Genomic DNA, 19265 nt, shown 5'->3' on the forward strand with positions numbered 1-19265 from the left:
GCGCGCATGTCGCCTCGGCACCTACTCCGCCCGATCCTGGCCGCGGCGCTCGCGCTGCTCACCACCTCAGCCGGCCTCGCCGTGCCCGGCCCCGCGTCGGCCGCGCCCGCGGTGAGCTACACCAACCCGCTGGTGAACCAGCGGGCCGACCCGCACATCGTCCGGCACACCGACGGCTACTACTACATGACCGCGACGGTGCCGCAGTACGACCGGATCGTGCTCCGGCGGGCCACCACCCTCCAAGGGCTCGCCACCGCCACCGAGACGACGATCTGGCGCCGGCACACCAGCGGCGAGATGGGCGCCCACATCTGGGCCCCGGAGATCCACTTCATCAACGGCAGATGGTACGTCTACTTCGCCGCCGGGCGGACCGACGACGTGTGGCGGATCCGGATGTACGTGCTGGAGAACGCGAGCGCGAACCCGCTGACCGGCTCGTGGACCGAACGCGGCCGGATCACCACGCCGTGGGACACGTTCAGCCTCGACGCCTCGACCTTCGTGGTGAACGGGGTGCGCTACCTGACCTGGGCCCAGCAGGAACCGGGCATCGCCACCAACTCCAACGTCTACCTGGCCCGGATGGGCCCGGAACCGTGGCAGATCACCGGTCCGGTCGCGCGGCTGGTCGTGCCGGCGTACGACTGGGAGACCCGCGGCTACCGCGTCGCCGAGGGACCGACGGTGATCCAGCGCAACGGCCGGGTCTTCCTCACGTACTCGGCCAGCGCCACCGACGCGAACTACTGCCTCGGCATGCTCACCGCGTCGGCCGGCGCGAACCTGCTCGACCCCGCCGCCTGGAGCAAGAGCCCGGTCCCCGTGTTCGCCAGCAACGCCGCCACCGGCCAGTACGGCCCCGGCCACAACTCCTTCACCGTCTCCGAGGACGGGCAGAGCGACATCCTGGTCTACCACGACCGCGACTACCGGGACATCAGCGGTGACCCGCTCAACGACCCGAACCGGCGGACCCGGATCCAGAAGCTGTACTGGAACGCCGACGGCACCCCGAACTTCGGCATCCCCGTACCGGACGGAGCCACCCCGGTCCGGCTGCGCTCGCACGACCTGACCACGAGCTACGTCCGGCACTACGACTACCGGGCCCGGGTCGAGCCGAACGTCAGCAACCTCGCCGACTCGCAGTTCCGTGTCGTCCCCGGCCTCGCCGGCGCCGGATCGGTGTCGCTGGAGTCGACGAACTTCCCCGGCTACTACCTGCGGCACCGGGCCTTCGCCCTCTACGTCGAACGCGACGACGGCTCGGCCCTGTTCGACGGCGACGCGAGCTTCCAGCGCCGCACCGGCCTTGCCTCGGCCGACGGGCTGTCGCTGGAATCGCAGAACTATCCCGGCCGGTACGTCCGCCACCGGGACGGACTGCTCCAGCTCGAGACGGTGGGTACGAGCGCCGACCGGGCGGCGGCCACCTTCCACCTGGAGTAGGCACCCCGGAACCGCTGACGCCGCCCTCGGCGTACCCCTTTCTCGGAGGTCGAACGATGCTCAACCCCGCAGTGACGGCACCGCACCGCGGCCGGCCCGCCGGCCTGGTGCTGGCCCTGGTGGCCGCACTGGCCGCAGTGATCGGCGTCGCCGTGGTGGCCGCGCCGCCGGCGCAGGCGGCCACCGTCGACACCAGCGCCTGGTACGTGCTGGTGAACCGCAACAGCGGCAAGGTGCTCGACGTCCGGGACACCTCGACCAGCGACGGCGCGGCCATCCAGCAGTGGTCCCGCAACGACGGTGAGTGGCAGCAGTTCCAGTTCGTCTCCTCCGGCAGCGGCTACTACCGCCTGCGGGCCCGCCACAGCGGCAAGGTGGTGGACCTGTGGGAGTGGAACGTCGCCGACGGCGCGGAGTACCGGCAGTGGCCCGACCTCAACGGCACGAACCAGCAGTTCCAGGTCCTCGACTCGGACGGCGGCTACGTCCGTCTGATCAACAGGCACTCCGGCAAGGCCCTGGAGGTCTGGGAGAGGTCGACAGCCGACGGTGCCCGGGTCAGTCAGTACACCGATCTCAACGGCACCAACCAGCAGTGGCAGATGGTCCGGGTGGGCACCGGCGGCACGCCGACCACGCCGCCGCCGTCCACCGGGTGTGGCAGCGGTGCCTACCAGGCCGAGGCCGTGCTGAGCGGCGGCACCTGGACGGCCCGCAACGGATCGTCGACCGTGTACTCGGGCTCGGACATGCTGGCGGCGGCGCAGGCCGCGGTGAACTCCCTCTCCGCCGGGCGGACCGCGAAGCAGCGGGTGGTGGTGCGCGGATCCGGATCGATGAGCGCGGGGTCGCGGCTGTCGCTGCCGTCGTACACGACGCTCGCGGTCTGCGGCACGATAAACGTGACCGGCTCGGGGTCGGGCGACTACGCGCCCGTCTACTCGCGCGGGACCACCGACGTCGAGGTGCAGAACCTGACCCTCACCGGGGCGCCGCTGTACGGGATCTTCATGCGCAACGTGAACAACCTGACGCTCGGACAGATCGACATGCGGCTGTCCGGCGGCCTGGGGATCCGGATCGACAACCACGGCGGCGACCGGGCGGTCAAGGTGCGCAACGTGCGCATCGACACCGTGTACGTGTCCGGAACGGGCGCGCACGGCGTGGAGACGTACGGTGTGGACGGCCTGACCATCGGCACCGTCACCGCGCGCAACACCGGCTACTCCGGTCTGCTGCTCAACGACACGATCAACGCCACTGTGGGCACCGTCGACGCGCAGGGCGCGGGCACCGGCACCGGCTACGCGGCGTTCCGGATGGCCAACCGCAACGGCCGGATCGGCAGCTCGTACCCGACGAACATCCGGGTCGGCACGGTGATCGCGTCCGGCGGTGGCCGGGGGATCTTCTGCGTGTCGGAGTCCGGCGGCGCGGTCATCGACCGGGTGACCATCTCCAACACCGGCAACAACTCGATCCTCGTGGAGAACTGCTACAACGTCACGATCGCCGGGGTGTCCGGCACGGTGACCGGCGGCGGCGAGGTGCGGATCGCGTCGCGAACCGAGTTCCCGATCTCCTCCGGTATCCGCTTCCAGAACCTGACGGTCACCAACACGAACATCACCCAGAACCCGTGCGGCGGCGCGAACAACACGATCAGCAACGTCACGCGAGTCAACTCGACGCTGACCTGGTGCTGACGGGCTCCCGCTCACCTGGCTCACCCCGCTGATCACCCAGACCCCGGCGATGGGCGCGCTGCCGACCCTGCGCGCCGCCACCGACCCCGCCGTGCTCGGCGGCCAGTACTACGGCCCCGGCGGACGCTACGAGGTGAAGGGCCACCCGCGGCTCTGGGTCATGTCCGAGGACCTCACCGGGGTGCGGTTCCCGGTCCGGCCCGTGCAGCCTCCCGTCCCGGCCGGTACGAGGTGGCCAGCCCCGGCCCTCGGTCCGGCTCGTCGACGACATCCGGCCCGGCGCCGCCGGCTGTTCGCCACCGGTGAACCCGTGGGGGGCGACAATCAGCTGGTGGTGGACAAGGTTCTGCAGACGCTCGTCGGGCTGCCGCCGGTCCTCGTCCTGACGCTGGTGTTCGTCCTGCCGGCGCTGGAGTCCTCGACGCTGCTCGGGCTCGTCGTGCCGGGTGAGACAGCGATCCTGATCGGCGGGCTGGTGGCCCACGGTGGCGCGCTGCCGCTGTGGGCGGTGGTGGCCGCCGGGACGGCCGGGGCCTGCCTCGGTGACCAGGCCGGGTACGCCCTCGGCCGCCGGTACGGCCCGGGTGTGCTCGCCCGCGCTCCACGGGTGCTGCGACGGCGCCTCGACATCGCGCGGGCCCGCCGCCTGGTCGCCCGGCGCGGGGCGTGGGCGGTGCTCGTCGGACGCTGGGTGGCGGTGCTGCGCGCCGTGGTCCCCCTGGTGGCCGGCACCGGTGGGATGCGGTGGCCGGTGTTCCTCCGGGCGAACCTGGCCGGCGGGCTGGTGTGGGCGACGGCCGTGGCGTTGCTGGGCTACCTGGGCGCCGCCTCCTACCGCTATCTGGAGCGGGAACTGGGCATCGGGGAGTGGGCCCTGCTGGCCGTGATCGGCGTCGTCGTGGCGCTGCGGGTCTGGCGGATCCGGCGCCGGGCGGCCCACCGCTGAACGGTGGCGTCAGCCGCGACCACGTACCAGGGGCAGGAACACCTCGTCCACGATCTCGACCAGCACCTCGTCTGGGACGGACGGGACGCCGCGCATCGCGTACTCGGCGCGCAGCAGCATCATCGGTACCGTCGCCACCCGGTGACGGACTGCCGCCGCCGGCGCCTCGCCCCGGGCGGCGGCCCGTTCCAGCATCCCGATCCACGCGCGGTCCATGGTGTCGGCGCCGGATCGTTCTCGCATGAGCGTGAGCAGCTCCGGATCCTCGGCCGCGGCGGCGAGCAGGCCGCGCAGGACGGCCCCGTGCGGCGACGACCACGTCTCGTTTGCGAGCCGGAGCATCTCCAGCGCGTCGCCTCGCAGCGTGCCCGTGTCCGGGTTCGGCATGGCGTCGTCGGACAGGTGGCGGTACGCCGCGATGCCCAGCGCCGCCCGGTGCGGCCATCGGCGGTAGATGGCGTTCTTGTTGGTCCCGGCTCGCGCGGCGACCCCGTCCATCGTCATCCCCGCGTAGCCGGACTCGCGTAGTTCCTCCGCCGCGGCCCGCAGGATCGCCTGTTCCAGCTCCTCGCCCCGTCGCCTCCTGCTCATGCTTGCAGGGTACGCGTCGTACCTTATAGGGTACGACGCGTACCCTATGCAGGCGGGGAGTGAGCGATGCGCGTCTTCGGCATGAACTACGACACCGGCTTCGTGAGCGCCGGGTCCACCACCCACGAGCCGTTCGACCCCGGCATCGTGCGGAGCGACCTGCGTGTCATCCGCGACGAGCTGCGGTGCGACGCGATCCGCGTCACCGGCGGCGTGCAGGACCGGCTGGAGCTGACCGCGCGGCTGGCGGCCGAGGCAGGGCTCGAGGTGTGGTACTGCCCGTTCACCAACGGCCTGGACCGCGACGGCCTCATGGCGTTCCTGCTCGACGGCGCCGAGCGGGCCGAGCGGCTGCGAAGTGACGGCGCACCGGTCGTCTATCTCACCGGTTCCGAGATCTCCATGTTCACCGACGGTTTCCTGCCCGGCCGTGACCTGACCGAGCGCATGGCGCTTTTCACCGACCCGATGCGCATGCGGGAGGCGGTCCCGGCCGCCCGGGCCGCGGTGCGCGACTTCCTCGCCGAAGCGGTACCCGCGGTGCGGGAGCGCTTCGGCGGCCCCGTCGGATACGCCTCGATTCCGCTGGAGGACGTCGACTGGGCGGCGTTCGACATCATCGCCAGCGACGCCGGCTACCGCGACGCGACCAACTCCGCGGCGTTCCCGCAGTCCCTGGCGGCTGCCGTGGGACAGGGCAAGCCGTACGCGGCGACCGAGTTCGGCTGCTGCACGTTCCGCGGCGCGGCCGAGGTCGCGGGCGCGACCGAGCCGGTGGTCTACGACGAGCGCGGCCGTGCGGCGAAGCTCACCGCGAAGCTGGAGCGCGACGAGGAGGGCCAGGCGCGCTACATCGTCGATCTGCTGCGCGACTACGAGGCCGGCGGGGTGGAAGCGGCGTTCGTGTACACGTTCGCGAACCGGCACCTGCCGACCACCCGCGACCCCGAGCACGACTACGACCTGGCGTCACGGGGGATCGTGCGCGTGCTGCCGGACGGCTCGTGGACGCCCAAGGCCGCCTTCCACGCCCTGGCCGAGTACGGCCGCGTCCGTGCGCTGAGCCGGACCGAATTCGGTGGTGACGATCGCGACGGGCGGGCAAGGTAGGACTGCACACCGGCGGCGAGCGCCGCCACCACGACAAGGACCAGGAGAGACAATGCGAGCAGCTTCCACGCTTCGGACCCCTGACCGTCCTACCGTGGAGCTCCGCCTTGGCCCTGTTGAACCTCGGGATCGTCGCCCATGTTGACGCCGGAAAGACCAGCCTGACCGAACGCCTGCTCCACGAGGCGGGCGCCGTGGCCGAGCCGGGCAGCGTCGACGCCGGCACGACGCGGACCGACTCGATGGAGCTGGAACGCCGCCGTGGCATCACCATCCGGGCGGCTGTCACGTCGATCGCCGTCGGTGATCTGCGCGTCAACCTGCTGGACACGCCCGGCCACCCCGACTTCATCGCGGAGGTCGAGCGGTCGCTGACCGTACTCGACGCCGCCGTGCTCGTGGTGTCGAGCGTGGAGGGCGTCCAGCCGCAGACGGTCGCGATCTGGCGGGCGTTGCGCCGTATCGGCGTACCGACCGTGTTCTTCTTCAACAAGGTCGACCGCGGCGGCGCCGACGTGGACCGGGCGACGGCCCAGGTGCGGCAGCGGCTCGGCGCGCGGCCGGTCCCGCTCACCACCGTCACCGGCCAGGGCACACGCGAGGCCCGGGTACGGGCGGTCGGCCTCGACGCCGAACCGGTGGTGGCGGAGGTGGCGGAGGTCGACGACGCGGTGGCGGCGCGCTGGCTGACCGACCGGCCGGTCCGCGTCCGCGACGTCAGGCGGGCGATCCGGCGCGCGGTGCGCCGCGCCGACCTGGTCCCGGCGGTGTGCGGCTCGGCGATCACCGGCGCCGGGGTACGCGCGTTGTGCGACGTCCTGGCCGGCCTGCTGCCGTACGGCGAGGCACGGGACGGTCCGCCTGCGGGCACCGTCTTCGCCGTCGACCGGGACGGGCACGGCCGGCGCGTCTGGTTGCGACTGTGGTCCGGGCATCTGCGTGTGCGGGACCGGGTGCGGCTCGACGGCGGTCGTCCGCAGCCGGTGACCGAGATCGCCGTCATCGAACCCGCGGGCGTGCTGGTGCGCCGGACGGTCTCCGCCGGGCAGATCGCGGCGGTACGCGGGGTGTCGGCCCGGATCGGCCAGCACATCGGCGACCCGCCCCGGCGGCACGGCTACCGGTTCCCGCCGCCGACCCGCCAGGCGGTCGTCGAACCGGTCGACCCGGGGCAGCGCCTCGCGATGTTCGCCGGCCTGGCCGAGTTGGCCGACGAGGACCCGCTGGTGGACCTGCGCCTCGACGAGCAGCAGGCGGAGGCGGTGATCCGTCTGCACGGCGAGGTCCAGAAGGAGGTTCTCGCGGCCCTGATGGAGGAGCGGTACGGCGTCCGGGTGCGGTTCTCCGGCACGCTCACCGCCTGCGTCGAACGGGTCGCCGGCACCGGCACCGCCGAGGAGCGGGTACGGGAACGCGGCAACCCGTACCTGGCCGGGCTGGGGTTGCGCATCGAGGCCGCACCGGCCGGGCACGGCATCGGGTTCCGGCCCGGGATCGAACCGGGCCGGCTGCCCCCGGCGTTCGTCGCCGCCACCGAGGAGGGCGTACGGGCGGCGCTACGGCAGGGCCGGCACGGCTGGCCGGTCACCGACTGCACCGTCACCATGACGGCGTCGCGGTACTGGCCCCGGCAGAGCCGCCCGCACCAGAAGTTCGACAAGTCCATCTCGACGGTGGCGGCGGACTTCCGCAACCTCGCCCCGGTCGTGGTCGCCGCCGCGCTGCGGCAGGCCGGGACGCGGGTGTGCCAGCCGATCGAACGGTTCGACGTCAACCTGCCCCGGCACGCGGTGGAGACGGTGCTGGCGCTGCTCGGCCGGCTCGGCGCGGTCGTCCACGACACCGCCGTCGCGGGCGGCTACCTGGAGGTGAGCGGCACCCTGCCGTCCGCCCGGGTGCCGCGGGTGGTCGCCGCCCTGCCCGATCTCACCGGCGGCGAGGCGGTCCTGACCACCACCTTCGACCACTACGCGCCGGTCACCGGTGAAGAGCCGCCGACGCTGCACCGGCGCGGGCCCGACCCGGACGACCGGGAGGCGTGGTTCCGGGCCGTGCCGAGGTAGGCCGGCCGGGCGGCGACTGGCACGTCACGGCGATAGGATCACCGGCGCCCGCCGCCGCCCGTACCCGTTGGAGCCCCGCTGTCAGCGCAGCCGGCCACCCGTCCGACCCGGCGTGTCCGCCGGGTGCTGGCCGTGGTGTGCCTGCTCGTCGTGGCCGGGCTGCCCGCCGGGTCGTCGAGCGCCGGCACCACCGGTCCGGGAACGCTGCGGGTGCTCCAGATGAACCTGTGCAACAGCGGGCGGGCCGGCTGCTACACCGGCCGGGCCGTCCGTCAGGCCGCCGACGTGATCGCCGCCGAGGCGCCCGACGTGGTCACGCTCAACGAGATCTGCCGCGACGACGTGGTGACGCTGGGGCGTACGCTGCGGGCCGCCCGTACCGGCGGCACCGTGGTGTCCGCGTTCCAGGCCGCCGGTGACCGCCCCTCCCGGGGGCCCACCCGGTGCGACAACGGCGAGCCGTACGGGATCGGTCTGCTGACCCGCCTCGACGGCCGGGACGCGCGGTCGTCGGTGCACCGGGGAACCTATCCGGCGCAGGACCTCGCCGACCCGGAGGAGCGGGTCTGGCTCTGTGTCCGGGCCGACGGGCTGCACGCCTGCACCACGCACCTGGCGAACACCAGCGGCCAGGTGGCGCTGGCCCAGTGCGGTCAGTTGCTCGGCGCGGTGGTGCCGCAGACCCGGGGCGACGGGAACGCGCCGACCGTCCTCGGCGGCGACCTCAACCTGCGCGCCGGTGGCGTGCCGGACGTGCGCTCGTGCGTGCCGGTCGGATACCGACGCATCGACGACGGTGCCCGGCAGCAGATCCTGGCGTCCACCGGCGTGACGATCTGCTGCCGGCGCGCGGTGGACATGCGCGGGACGACAGACCATCCGGCGCTGCTGGCGACCATGATCCGCTCGTGGTCAGCGCCGCCGCCGGGACGGTACTGACCGGGACCGGCGCGGGCGCGGCGCAATCGGGTGGGCCGCGCGTGCAACGTCTCGGGTGGGTCTGTGCGTTCTACCTCCGTCATGAGGAGGCAGTCAGTTGAGAGCCGAAGACGAGCAGGCGTTCCGCGAGTTCGTGACGTCGCAGATGGCGTCGCTGCGCAAGCTGGCGTACATGACCTGCGGCGACTGGCACGCCGCGGAGGACGCCGTGGCCAACGCGCTGGTCAAGCTCTATCCGCGCTGGCCGAAGCTGGAGCGGCCCGATCTCTACGTCAAGACCATGGTCTACCGGGCCGCGGTCGACGAGACGCGCCGGCCCTGGCGGCGCGAGCGGTCGGCCGGCGACGCCGTGCCGGACGTCACGGTGCGGGACACGGCGGCGACGACCGACGAGCGGATGCGCCTGCAGGTCGCGCTCGAAGCCGTGCCGGCGCGGCAGCGGGCCGCCGTGGTGCTGCGGCACTACCTGGATCTGAGCCTGGAGGACACCGCCGCCGTGCTCGACTGCACTGTCGGCACGGCCAAGAGCCAGGTCTCCCGAGGGCTGGCGAAGCTGCGCGAGTCACTGGGCGGCGAACACCTCGATCTCACCGGCAAGCCGATAGGGGAGTGGACGAATGCAGTTGCGTGAGCTGGTGGACACCGTGACCGCCGACGAGCCGCCGATGGGCCGTACCGTCGACGACATCGTCGCGGCCGGACGGCACGCCGAACGGCGCCGCCGGACCCGGTTCGCGACAGCCGGCGCGGCGGCCCTCGTCGCGGTGGCGGTCGCCGGCGCGATCACCGTGCCGATCCTGGGGGCGAGGCGCGACGCCGGGGAGACCTCGGCGGTGTCCGGGGCGCCGCGTCCGGGCGCCAGCCCCTGGCCTGACGCCTCGCCGTTCACCTTCACCTTCACCGGGTACGACGCGGGCACGCTGCACGTGCAGGATCCGATAGTCGTGTCGACCGCGTACCAGATCGCCCCCGTCTACTCCGACCGGCACACCTCGAACGACAAGCCCGTCAGCGCGGAAGAGGCGGAGTCGTGGGAGCAGCACGAGAGGGCGGCCGCCGGGGCGAAGCCGTCGCTCTGGGCCTACCTGACCGTCTATCGGCCCGGCGCCTTCGATCCGGCGGCGATCAAGCACGGGCGGAACATCACGGTGGCCGGGCGCAAGGCGGTGCGGGCGACGCTGCCGTACGCCCTCGACCCGAGTCAGCCGCTGGAGCCGGGCAACAAGCTGTTCGCCTGGCAGTACGCCCACAACGCCTGGGCGGCCGTGACGTCGATCTCCGACGACCCGGCGACGCCGAGCTTCGGGGACCTGACCGGCCTGGTCGCGGGCCTGAAGCCGGCCGGGCCGACGCCGGCTCCGCTGCCGTTCACAGTGGGCTACGTGCCGAAGGGCTACGTGCCGTTGCAGGTCGGCACGCACGCCATGCCCGGCCTGAGTGGCATCGCCACCGCCCGTGGCGGTGACTACGGCGGCGCGACGTACACCAGGCCGGCCCTGCCCACCACCGGCCTGACCGCACCGTTCGACTCGGGCGAAGGCACGATCAGGGACGGGTTCCACATCTTCGTCACGCCGAGCCGCAACTCCAACCAGTCACCGGAGCCCGGTGCGGCGAGGTGCTATCCGGGGCCGGCCCGCAGAGGCGGGTTCTGCAACATCTGGAGCGCTGACGGCACAGTCGTCGTCCAGGTCAGCTCCCAGACCCTCGGCAGCCGGCTGCCCCAGGCCGAGCTGCTGAAGATCGCCCAGGGGATCACCGTCGCCGACGACGTGCGGGACGAGGCGACCTGGACGCCCGCCGTGGACGCCCTGATCCCCTGACCCCCTGAGCCCCGAACGACCCGGTGACGGTGGAAGCGGCCAGCCCGCTCCCACCGTCACCACGGGATCTACAGGAACCGCCAGCGCTGGTGCGCGGCCCCGGTGTCGTCGGCGAGGACCGCCTGCGCGCCCTGGGCGCCGGAGCCGCCGCTCAGGCCGAGCACCCGGCCCCCGTTCGCGCACTGGATCCGGAACCAGCCTCCTCCGACGTACCGCGGCCGCCACCTGTGGTCGGCGGTGCCGTTGTCGGCCCACTGGACGATCCGGGCGCCGGCCGCGCTCGAACCGCCCTCGACGCCCAGCACCTTGCCGCTGTTGCCGTTGCGCAGTCGCAGGTAGCCGCCGGTGTCCACCAGGGCGGTCCAGAGGTGGTCGGCGGTGCCGGTGTCGCCCCACTGGATGACCGGCCCGCCGTCGGCGGTCGACATGTCCTGCACGCCGAGCACCAGCCCGCTGCCGAGGTTCTGGATGCGCCGCGCCCCGTTGGGCAGGAACCGCCACTGGTTGTCCGGGCTGCCGTTGTCCGGGTCCTGCACGGCGAAGGCGCCCTGCGCGGTCGAGCCGCCGGAGATGCCGAGCAGCTTGCCGGTGTGTACGTTGCGCAGCTTGTGGCTGCCGTCGCCGACGTCGACCACCGTCCACAGATGGTCGGCGGTGCCGTTGTCCGCCCACTGGAGGATCCGGGCGCCGTCGGCCGTGGACATGTTCTCCACGCCCAGCACCTTGCCGCTGTTGACGTTGCGCAGCCGCAGCGCCGACCCGTCGACCACGAGCTGCCAGTCGTGGTCGGCGGTGCCGGTGTCACCCCACTGCAGGGCGAGCCCGCCGTCGGCGGTGGACATGTTCTGGATGCCGAGCACCAGCCCGCTCGCCGCGTTCGCCAGCCGGAAGCTCGCCTCACCGCCGCCACCGCCCGCGCCGACCCGCCAGTAGACCGTGTAGTTGTGCCCGTGGGCGTCGTAGAACGGGCCGAGGTTGACGGTGGCGCCGTCGGCCCGGGCGGTGAACGCGAGACTGCCCGTGCCGGTGCGGGTGACCGAGGCGGGGTCCAGCGTCGGCAGGGCACTCAACGCGGTGTTGCCGTAGTTGCCGGAGAGCACCACCGGCCCGTACGTGACGGCCTGGACCGCCGCGTCGTCGTTGGCGGCGACGGTGGCCACCCGCATGGGCAGCCGGACCGTGACCGTGTCGCCGGAGGTCCAGGCGCGGGTCAGGACGGCGTAGGTGCCGGGCGTGGTGGCGATGCCCGCCGCGACGCCGTTGACGCTGACGCTCGCGCCGCTGGTCCACGCCGGGATCCGGATCCGCATCGTCCACGAACCGGCCACCGAGCCGGTGACGGTGAGCGTCGTGGTGTCGCCGACCGGGTACGAGGTGGCCTGCGTGACGGTGATGCCGCGCTGGCTCCAGGTGAGCACCGACGGGACGAACAGGTTGACGGTCAGCGTGGTGCCGTTGTGGAAGTAGATCGCGTCCGCCAGCGTCGTGTTGGTCTCCAGCCCGGTGCCCTGGCAGCACCAGAAGGAGTTGTAGTCGGTGCTCCACGTTCCACCGCCCCACGCCGGGCCGACGCCGCGCCGCCCGCCCGGGTTGAGCGGGGTGAAGTAGGTGACGTGGCCGTGCGCGTCGGCCGGGTTCTGCTGGCCGATCATGTGGTTGAGCAGCGCGCGCTCGTAGAAGTCGGCGTACGCGACCCGCTCCGGGTCGAGCTGCCACAGCTCCCGGGTCAGCTTGAGCATGTTGTACGTGTTGCACGCCTCGCAGGTGTCGTTGCGCAGGTAGCCGGCGATCGCGTTCGGTGCGCGGAAGTGCTCGGCCTGGCTGTTGCCGCCGATGGCGTACGTGTGGGCGCCGACCGTGATGGCCCACGCGTTCGCGGCGATGTCCCGGTAGCGGGTGACGCCGGTGGCCTTGTACTCCCGGGCCGCGCCGATCCACTTGGGCACCTGCGTGTTCGCGTGCAAGCCGTTGAGCTGGTCGGAGTTGGCGGCGAGTGGATTGAACACGGCGGCGTGGTCGAACCGCTGCGCGACGGTGAGCCACCGCCCGTCGCCGGTCTGCTGGTAGAGGTCGGTGAGCACCGCGTTCATGCCGCCGAACTCGGTGCCGAGCATGGCCTGCGTCTGCGCCGAGGTGAGCCGGCCGGTGCGCTGGTCGACCCACCCGGCCAGCGCCAGCAGCACGTCCCGGGCCTGGGTGCTGCCGATCAGCCGCCACACGTCGAGCAGCCCGGCCAGCGTCTTGTGGATGCAGTAGTAGGGGACGTTGCCGTTGCTGAGCGTCCGGGCCTCCAGCGCGGTGAAGTCGGACTCCGGGAAGCCGGACAGGTAGCCGGCGCCGAAGCCGGCCGCGCCGTTGTTTGCCTGGCAGCGGGCCAGCTCGGCGACCATGGTGAGCGCCTTGTCCCGGCAGGTGGTGTCGCCGAGCACCGCCCACGCCTGCGCCCAGGCGGTCAGGAAGTGCCCCTGCATGTGGGTGCGGAACGGGAAGTTCGGCGCGTCCCACCCGCCGTTGGCGGCGGCGCCGCCGGTGGAGAGACGGTGGTTGGCCCGGAAGTTGTAGAGCAGCCGGTTCACGTCGACGAAGCGCAGGTAGGCGACAGTACGGTTCTGGTTGTCCTGCCAGCGGCCGGCGGTCAGCCTTACCTGGCCGGGGTCGAACGCGTACGCGGACACGCCGATGTCGGGGCGGGCCGGCGGCAGCGCGGCGCGCGCCGTACCCCCGGAGAGGACGGACCCGGCGGCGGCGCCGGCGGTGGCCGCGACGGCGGTGGCGCCGGTGGCGCGGAGCAGGAAGCGGCGGTTCACCAGGGGAGCGGGCATGGACTGCCTCCGTGGCGGGGACGGTGGTGGTGGGACGGTTACGCGGTGACCCGGAAGGTGGCGTCCTGCCGGTCGATCGCGGGGGAGCCGGCGCCGAGCGGGTCGATGCGCAGCCGGTAGTCGTAGTGCCGCAGGTAGCGGGTGGGGAAGTTGTGCGAGCGGAACGACGACCAGGCGGCGTCGGCCAGCCCGGCGGTGCGGTGGAAGGTGGCGTCGGCGCGGAACGTGGCGGTGCCGTCGTTCGGGTCCAGCCGGACCGCGTAGTCGTAGTGCCGCAGGTAGTTGCCGGGATAGTTGACCGACTCGAACGAGACGCCGGCGGAGTCGGCCAGGCCGGGGACCATGCGCCACATCTGGTCCTGGTACGGGTCGAACGGGTACGCGTCGACGCGGGCGACCCGGTCGGCGTGCCGGACGTAGCGGTCGGGCAGGTTCGACGACTTGAGCCGCACCCAGTTGGGCATGCCCCAGCGGTTGACCAGCCCGGCGTACTCGGCATCGGTGATGCCGATCATCGAGCCGTGCTTGGAGTTCAGCGGCGGGGTGTAGTCGCGCTGGTTCAGCGGCGTCCACGAGTTGCCGGAGATGGTCGTCGTGGACCAGGCGTAGTAGTCGTTGTTGACCGGGCTGAACGAGTCGCCCCACAGCCGCCAGCCACCCTCGTTCGTACGCAGCAGCAGCGGCGCCTCGATCGCGTTGCCCTGCCGCAGCCCGCTGGTGTACGTGGTGAAGCTGTTCGGCGCGGCGGTGGTGGAGCGGGCGCCGTAGAGGTATCCGTCGTTGAGGTTCTTGTAGTAGAGGTACGTGGTGGCGCCGTCGACCACCACGTCGCCGTCGAGCACCCCGAAATTCGGGCTGAAGTAGACCTGCGGGGCGCTGACGGTGCGGAAGTCGTTTGTGTAGTTGACCAGGAACACGTCCCGGCCGTTGTTCGCGGAGTAGACGATGGCGTACTGGCCCCGGGCGGCGTCCCAGAACGCGGTCGGCGCCCACGTGTGGGTGTCGAGCGTGTGCATCCGGATGCGCCGGTAGCCGGTGAACGCGGTCAGGTCGGCCGAGTCCCACACGTGCAGGTACTGGCTGGTCAGCCCCCAGTTGGTGCCCTTGAGGTCGGTGGCCAGCACCACGAACGTGCCGTCGGTGCGGCGCAGCACGAACGGGTCGCGCAGACCGAGCTGACCGGCGGTCGGGGTGACCACCGGGTTGTTCTGGTTCAGCGGCGTCCAGTTCAGCCCGTCCCGGCTGACGGCCAGGTGCAGGCCGTAGTCGGCGCCGAGGCCGTTCGGCGTCTCGGTGAAGTAGGCCATCGCGTAGGCGGTGTTCGCGGCCGCGAGCGCGCCGCGCGGCAGGCTGAGCGCGCCGGTGGCGGTGGCAGCGGCGGACAGGGCGCCGACCGTGAACGCACGTCGGGTCAGGGGCACGACGGTGGCCTTTCTCTGTGGTGGAGATGACGGCCGCGTTAACGCTAACAACGTCCCTTAGCCTGGCGTTCACATAGCTTGATGTCAATGAATTCGTTAGCGCTCGCCGTTCGGCGCCGGTAACGCCGCAGGGCGGGCCGCGACGCGGCCCGCCCTGCGCTGTCACCCTCCTCCCGGCGTCGCGGCCGGGTGAGGATCAGCGGTTGCGGTAGTGGTTCATGGCCAGGGCCACGCCGGACGCCAGCGCCAGCGCGCCGAAGGCCGAGCCGGCCCACGGGTTGTCCAGCAGGCTCGACAGCGTCACGTTCGCCGCCACGCTGACGATGAGCACCAGCCACAGCAGCGGGCGCATCCGGGTGACGGGCGTCGTCGCGGCGGTGTTCTCGGCGGTACGGTCCAGCTCGTTCACGGCTGCCTCCTCGGGCGATCTCGTCTGCCACCAACGCTAGGCGCGCGGCCCGCCCGGAACGATCCCGCCAGCACGACGACCGAGGTACAGCAGGCTGTACTTTCCGTGCCCGGCCCTGCCGCGCGGGGACCGCGGTGACCTATCGTGTCGGCCGGGGGTGGGCCGGGATGGAATACGTGCGCGGGCGGTTCCGCGCCTCGGTGGACGCGCTGGAACACCTGGTCGGCGGGCTGGGCACGTCCGTGCTGGCACTGGGCGCGCTGTTCGGGGTGATCGTCGTGGCGGCCGCCTGCGCCGGCGGGGTCGGGCTGCTGCTCGTACCCGGGATGCTGCGGGCGGTGCGGTCGGTGGCCGACCGGGAGCGCGCCCGGCTGTCCCGGTGGGGGTCGCCGATCCCGGCGCCCGGCCCGGTGCCGGACGGGCTGCGGCCGGCGCTGCGCGACCCGGTCGTCCGGCGGGAGCTGCGCTGGGTCGGCGCCCACGCCACGCTCGGCTTCGTCGCCGGGCTGATCGCGCTCGCGCTGCCGATCTACGCCGTGCAGGACATGACCTTCCCGCTGTGGTACCGGCTGGTGCCGCCGGAGGCCGGCGCGCCCGGGATCGGCTGGTGGCGCGTCGACGGGCTCGGCGACGCGCTGGTGGTCGGCGTGCTCGGCATCGGCTGGCTGGTGCTCGCGGTCGCGACCGGGCCGGCGCTGGCCCGGATCCAGGCCCGGCCGGGCCGCCGGCTGCTGCCCCCGCCGCCCGGGTTCGACCTGTCGCTGCGGGTCGCCGAGCTCACCGCCACCCGGGCCGCCGCGCTCGACGCCCACGCGGTGGAGCTGCGGCGGATCGAACGCTCGCTGCACGACGGCACCCAGAACCGGCTCGTCGCGGTGAACGTGCTGCTCGGTGCCGCCCGGCGGGCGGTACGCCGTGACCCGGACCGCGCCGACGAGATCCTGGAACGCGCGCAGAACGCGGCCGAGCAGGCGCTCGGCGAGCTGCGTACGGTGGTGCGGGGCATCCTGCCGCCGGTGCTCGGCGACCGGGGGCTGGCCGGGGCGCTCGCCGGGCTCGCCGCGGAGTGCGCGGTGCCGTGCCGCCTGTCGGTGGACGTCGACGCGCGCTGCGCGGCGTCGGTCGAGGCCACCGCGTACTTCGTGGTGGCCGAGGCGCTGACGAACGTGGTCCGGCACAGTGGCGCGGGCGCCGTGGAGGTCGCCGTGCGCCGGGAGGGGGACCGGCTGCTCGTGACGGTCACCGACGACGGGCGCGGCGACGCCGACGAGGCGCGCGGCTCCGGGCTGACCGGCATCCGCCGCCGGGTCGAGGCGTACGACGGGCGGATGACGCTGACGAGTCCTGCGGGAGGACCGACGAGGATGCACGTGGAGCTGCCATGCGGATCGTGATCGCCGAGGACGACGCGCTGCTGCGCGAGGGGCTGGCGCTGCTGCTGCGCGCCGAGGACCTGGACGTGGTCGCCACCGCCGGCACACCGGAGGAGTTCCTGACCGCCGTGGACGAGCACCGCCCGGACGTGGCGATCGTCGACGTGCGGATGCCGCCCACCCACACCGACGAGGGGATCGTCGCCGCGGTCGAGGCCCGCCGCCGCCTGCCGGGCCTCGCGGTGCTGGTCCTGTCCGCGTACGTCGAGCAGGCCTTCGCCACCGAGCTGTTCTCGGTCGGCGCCTCCGGGCTCGGCTACCTGCTCAAGGAGCGGGTGGGCCGGGTCGAGGAGTTCCTCGCCGCGCTGCACCGCGTCGCGAGCGGCGGCAGCGTGATCGACCCCGAGGTGGTCGGGCAGCTGCTCGCCCGCAACCGGCGGCCGGACACCGCGCTGGCCGAGCTGTCGCCGCGGGAGCACGAGGTGCTGGCGCTGATGGCCGAGGGGCTGGGCAACGGCGCGATCGCGGAACGGCTGTTCGTCACCGACGGCGCGGTGCACAAGCACATCCGCAACATCTTCGCGAAGCTCAGCCTGCCGCCGGACGACCGCGCGGACCGCCGGGTCACCGCCGTGCTGCGCTATCTCGACGGCCGGCGATAGGCGTACGCACGCGCGCCGCCTCGCGGAGAGACGGCGCGCGTGCGGTGTGACCTGGATCAGTCGGTGCCGCACAGGGCCGCGTCGACGGTGCTGGTGACCGCCTCCAGCATCTCCAGGCCGGTCGGCAGCGCGGTCACCGCGACCACCGCGCTGCGCCCGTCCGTGGTGGACAGGTTGCGCGTCTCGAAGCCCTGGATGTCGCCGCCGTGCCCCCAGGCGTGGCCGCCGCAGGGCAGCTCGTGCCGGGCGATGCCCAGGCCGTACGCCCATTCGCCGCTGGGCTCGAAGTCGGCCGCCGGCACGGTACGCGTCAGGGCCGCCTGCTGGGCCGGCTTGAGCAGCTTGCCCGCCAGCAGCGCCTCGAAGAACGCGCGCAGATCCGACGGCGTCGAGACGAGCTGGCCGGCGGCCCAGCCCAGCGACGGGTCCATCCGGGTCACGTCGACCCACGGCGCGCCGGGCCCCACCGCCACGTATCCGCGCGGCAGCCGGCCGGGCAGGTCCTGCTCGCCGGTCTGCGGCCAGTACGTGTCGCGCAGCCGCAGCGGCTCGATGATCCGCCGGGTGATCTCCTCACCGACCGGGCGCTTGGTGACCCGCTCGACGATCAGTCCGGCCAGGACGTAGTTGGTGTTGCTGTACTCCCACTTCGTCCCCGGCGGGAAGCGGCGGGACTGGGTGAGCGCCTCGTCCACGAGCCGGCGCGGGTCGAAGTACTCGCTGCGCCTGTCGATCAGATCCTGCTCCTCGGTGAAGACCACGTCGTCGTAGTCGGGCAGGCCGCTGGTCTGCTGCAACAACTGGCGTACGGTGATCCGCCGCCCGTCGTTGCCGTTGGCGCGCACCATGCCGGGTAGGTAGCGCTCGACGGTGGCATCCAGGTCGATCTTGCCCTCGCCGACGAGCTGGAGGACGACCACTGCGGTGAACGTCTTGGTGTTGCTGCCGACGCGCACCCGGGCGTCACGGGGGATCCCGGCGCCGGTGCGCAGGTCCCCGACCCCGGCGGTGTAGTCGCGCACCCGGCCCTCGCGGCGGACGGAGGCCAGCGCCCCGGGGAAGCCGTGCTCGGCGACCAGGCCGTCCAGTCGCGTCTGGACGGCGTCGGCGGCGGGACGCCGGGTGTCGGTGGTCGCGGCGGACGCGGCGGGCACACCGAGCGCGGTGACGGTCAGCAGGGCCGTGGCGCCGACGGCCAGCGGGAAGGTACGGCGGGTCATGGGAACTCCTCGACGGAGATGAACGGGTACGTCCTCAAGCCTCGCCAGAACCGGGCCCTCGCTCCATACCGCCAGCTGCCGAGCCGGGGTAGCGCTGGCACCACTTGATGGCACCGGTGCCGCCGGTTAGGCTCCGCGCAGCGTCGCGTGCCGGTGGCAGACCGTGTCAGGCATGGAGGCGCCGGACCGAAGGGAGCACGACGATGACACTCGTCGTCCCTTCGCCCTCGCCTCGTGGCTGAGGGCGAACAGGCCAGGCTGGTGGCCTGGAGCCGGGAGATGCGCGCCGTCCACGGGCGGCTGCGCGAGGCGCTGGAGGTGACCCGGCGGGCGCTCGCCGACGGTGAGCCGGCCCGCCCGGCGGCGCGTGACCTGCTGTTGTTCTGTCACGGGTTCTGCGCGGCGCTGACCGCGCACCACGAGGGCGAGGACCGCAGTCTCTTCCCGGCGATCGCGGCGCGGCATCCGGAGCTGCGCGGCACGCTGGACCGGCTGCGGCAGGACCACTCGATGATCGGGTACCTGCTGGCCGGGCTGAGCGCGGCGGTGGCCCGCGACGCCCCGCCGGGGGAACTGGCCCGGCACCTGGAGGGCGTGGCGGCGATCATGGAGTCGCACTTCCGGTACGAGGAACGGCAGCTGCTCACCGTGCTGGAGACGCTGGCACTTGACGCCGACCCGGCCGACGTCTTCGGACCGCTGTGACCCCGGGGCGCGGCCCG

The 19265-nt window shown here is 72.9% G+C and carries 16 protein-coding genes; 11 read left to right on the forward strand and 5 right to left on the reverse strand.

Annotated elements, in window-relative coordinates; translation table 11 throughout:
- Window positions 1-6 precede the first annotated feature (6 nt).
- The 3 genes from AB0D28_RS11700 to AB0D28_RS11710 are packed head-to-tail and all read left to right on the forward strand — an operon-like array spanning window position 7 to window position 4110.
- Complete coding sequence (locus AB0D28_RS11700; protein WP_357384789.1) at window positions 7-1455, forward strand: family 43 glycosylhydrolase; 1449 nt, start codon at window positions 7-9, stop codon at window positions 1453-1455.
- A 56-nt stretch (window positions 1456-1511) separates the two neighbouring features.
- Window positions 1512-3164, forward strand: a complete 1653-nt coding sequence (locus tag AB0D28_RS11705; protein WP_357384792.1) for an RICIN domain-containing protein — start codon at window positions 1512-1514, stop codon at window positions 3162-3164.
- 49 nt (window positions 3165-3213) lie between these two features.
- Window positions 3214-4110 carry a VTT domain-containing protein gene (locus tag AB0D28_RS11710; RefSeq protein ID WP_357384794.1) on the forward strand — a complete coding sequence of 299 codons (897 nt, stop codon included), beginning with the start codon at window positions 3214-3216 and terminating at the stop codon, window positions 4108-4110.
- 9 nt (window positions 4111-4119) lie between these two features.
- On the opposite strand, the gene AB0D28_RS11715 is transcribed toward AB0D28_RS11710, so the two are convergent.
- Window positions 4120-4701 carry a TetR/AcrR family transcriptional regulator gene (locus AB0D28_RS11715; protein WP_357384796.1) on the reverse strand — a complete coding sequence of 194 codons (582 nt, stop codon included), beginning with the start codon at window positions 4699-4701 and terminating at the stop codon, window positions 4120-4122.
- Between the two features lie 66 nt (window positions 4702-4767).
- On the opposite strand from AB0D28_RS11715, the gene AB0D28_RS11720 reads away from it, so the two are divergent.
- The 5 genes from AB0D28_RS11720 to AB0D28_RS11740 all read left to right on the forward strand — a co-directional run bounded on the left by AB0D28_RS11720 (window position 4768) and on the right by AB0D28_RS11740 (window position 10636).
- Complete coding sequence (locus AB0D28_RS11720) at window positions 4768-5811, forward strand: hypothetical protein (RefSeq protein WP_357384798.1); 1044 nt, start codon at window positions 4768-4770, stop codon at window positions 5809-5811.
- Between the two features lie 107 nt (window positions 5812-5918).
- Window positions 5919-7874, forward strand: a complete 1956-nt coding sequence (locus AB0D28_RS11725; RefSeq protein ID WP_357384800.1) for a translation factor GTPase family protein — start codon at window positions 5919-5921, stop codon at window positions 7872-7874.
- A 123-nt stretch (window positions 7875-7997) separates the two neighbouring features.
- Window positions 7998-8813, forward strand: a complete 816-nt coding sequence (locus AB0D28_RS11730) for an endonuclease/exonuclease/phosphatase family protein (protein WP_357384803.1) — start codon at window positions 7998-8000, stop codon at window positions 8811-8813.
- A gap of 97 nt (window positions 8814-8910) precedes the next feature.
- Window positions 8911-9444, forward strand: coding sequence for a SigE family RNA polymerase sigma factor (locus tag AB0D28_RS11735; protein WP_357384805.1), 534 nt, complete (start codon window positions 8911-8913; stop codon window positions 9442-9444).
- A complete protein-coding gene (locus AB0D28_RS11740) occupies window positions 9431-10636 on the forward strand; it encodes a hypothetical protein (RefSeq protein ID WP_357384807.1) in 1206 nt (401 codons plus the stop codon). The genes AB0D28_RS11735 and AB0D28_RS11740 overlap by 14 nt, the downstream gene beginning before the upstream one ends.
- Before the next feature lie 68 nt (window positions 10637-10704).
- Here the strand turns inward: AB0D28_RS11740 and AB0D28_RS11745 are convergent, their stop codons facing one another.
- From AB0D28_RS11745 to AB0D28_RS11755, 3 genes are all read right to left on the reverse strand, one after another.
- Window positions 10705-13458, reverse strand: coding sequence for a beta-L-arabinofuranosidase domain-containing protein (locus tag AB0D28_RS11745; RefSeq protein ID WP_357384809.1), 2754 nt, complete (start codon window positions 13456-13458; stop codon window positions 10705-10707).
- A 38-nt stretch (window positions 13459-13496) separates the two neighbouring features.
- Window positions 13497-14879: a glycoside hydrolase family 43 protein gene (locus AB0D28_RS11750; protein WP_357384811.1), complete on the reverse strand. Its 1383-nt coding sequence runs from the start codon at window positions 14877-14879 to the stop codon at window positions 13497-13499.
- A gap of 196 nt (window positions 14880-15075) precedes the next feature.
- Window positions 15076-15288, reverse strand: a complete 213-nt coding sequence (locus tag AB0D28_RS11755) for a hypothetical protein (protein ID WP_357384813.1) — start codon at window positions 15286-15288, stop codon at window positions 15076-15078.
- 167 nt (window positions 15289-15455) lie between these two features.
- On the opposite strand from AB0D28_RS11755, the gene AB0D28_RS11760 reads away from it, so the two are divergent.
- The gene (locus tag AB0D28_RS11760) at window positions 15456-16682 is read left to right on the forward strand and encodes a sensor domain-containing protein (RefSeq protein ID WP_357384815.1); all 1227 of its coding nucleotides are present in this window, start codon (window positions 15456-15458) and stop codon (window positions 16680-16682) included.
- The gene (locus AB0D28_RS11765; protein ID WP_357384817.1) at window positions 16670-17323 is read left to right on the forward strand and encodes a response regulator transcription factor; all 654 of its coding nucleotides are present in this window, start codon (window positions 16670-16672) and stop codon (window positions 17321-17323) included. Before AB0D28_RS11760 ends, AB0D28_RS11765 begins: the two co-directional genes overlap by 13 nt.
- A gap of 56 nt (window positions 17324-17379) precedes the next feature.
- Here AB0D28_RS11765 and AB0D28_RS11770 read toward each other — a convergent pair whose 3' ends face one another.
- Window positions 17380-18543, reverse strand: coding sequence for a serine hydrolase domain-containing protein (locus AB0D28_RS11770; protein WP_357384819.1), 1164 nt, complete (start codon window positions 18541-18543; stop codon window positions 17380-17382).
- 234 nt (window positions 18544-18777) lie between these two features.
- On the opposite strand from AB0D28_RS11770, the gene AB0D28_RS11775 reads away from it, so the two are divergent.
- Entirely contained in the window at window positions 18778-19248 is a 471-nt protein-coding gene (locus AB0D28_RS11775; protein ID WP_357384821.1) for a hemerythrin domain-containing protein, read from the forward strand.
- The last annotated feature ends 17 nt before the right edge of the window (window positions 19249-19265 follow it).

Origin of the sequence: Micromonospora sp. NPDC048169 (genome assembly GCF_040652815.1) — a bacterium.
Taxonomy (GTDB): domain Bacteria; phylum Actinomycetota; class Actinomycetes; order Mycobacteriales; family Micromonosporaceae; genus Micromonospora.

Coding starts and splice junctions, on each gene's coding strand:
- AB0D28_RS11760 (WP_357384815.1), top strand. CDS start 15,456: ATGGAATACGTGCGCGGGCGGTTCCGCGCCTCGGTGGACGCGCTGGAA.
- AB0D28_RS11745 (WP_357384809.1), bottom strand. CDS start 13,458: ATGCCCGCTCCCCTGGTGAACCGCCGCTTCCTGCTCCGCGCCACCGGC.
- AB0D28_RS11700 (WP_357384789.1), top strand. CDS start 7: ATGTCGCCTCGGCACCTACTCCGCCCGATCCTGGCCGCGGCGCTCGCG.
- AB0D28_RS11770 (WP_357384819.1), bottom strand. CDS start 18,543: ATGACCCGCCGTACCTTCCCGCTGGCCGTCGGCGCCACGGCCCTGCTG.
- AB0D28_RS11715 (WP_357384796.1), bottom strand. CDS start 4,701: ATGAGCAGGAGGCGACGGGGCGAGGAGCTGGAACAGGCGATCCTGCGG.
- AB0D28_RS11720 (WP_357384798.1), top strand. CDS start 4,768: ATGCGCGTCTTCGGCATGAACTACGACACCGGCTTCGTGAGCGCCGGG.
- AB0D28_RS11740 (WP_357384807.1), top strand. CDS start 9,431: ATGCAGTTGCGTGAGCTGGTGGACACCGTGACCGCCGACGAGCCGCCG.
- AB0D28_RS11765 (WP_357384817.1), top strand. CDS start 16,670: ATGCGGATCGTGATCGCCGAGGACGACGCGCTGCTGCGCGAGGGGCTG.
- AB0D28_RS11705 (WP_357384792.1), top strand. CDS start 1,512: ATGCTCAACCCCGCAGTGACGGCACCGCACCGCGGCCGGCCCGCCGGC.
- AB0D28_RS11710 (WP_357384794.1), top strand. CDS start 3,214: ATGGGCGCGCTGCCGACCCTGCGCGCCGCCACCGACCCCGCCGTGCTC.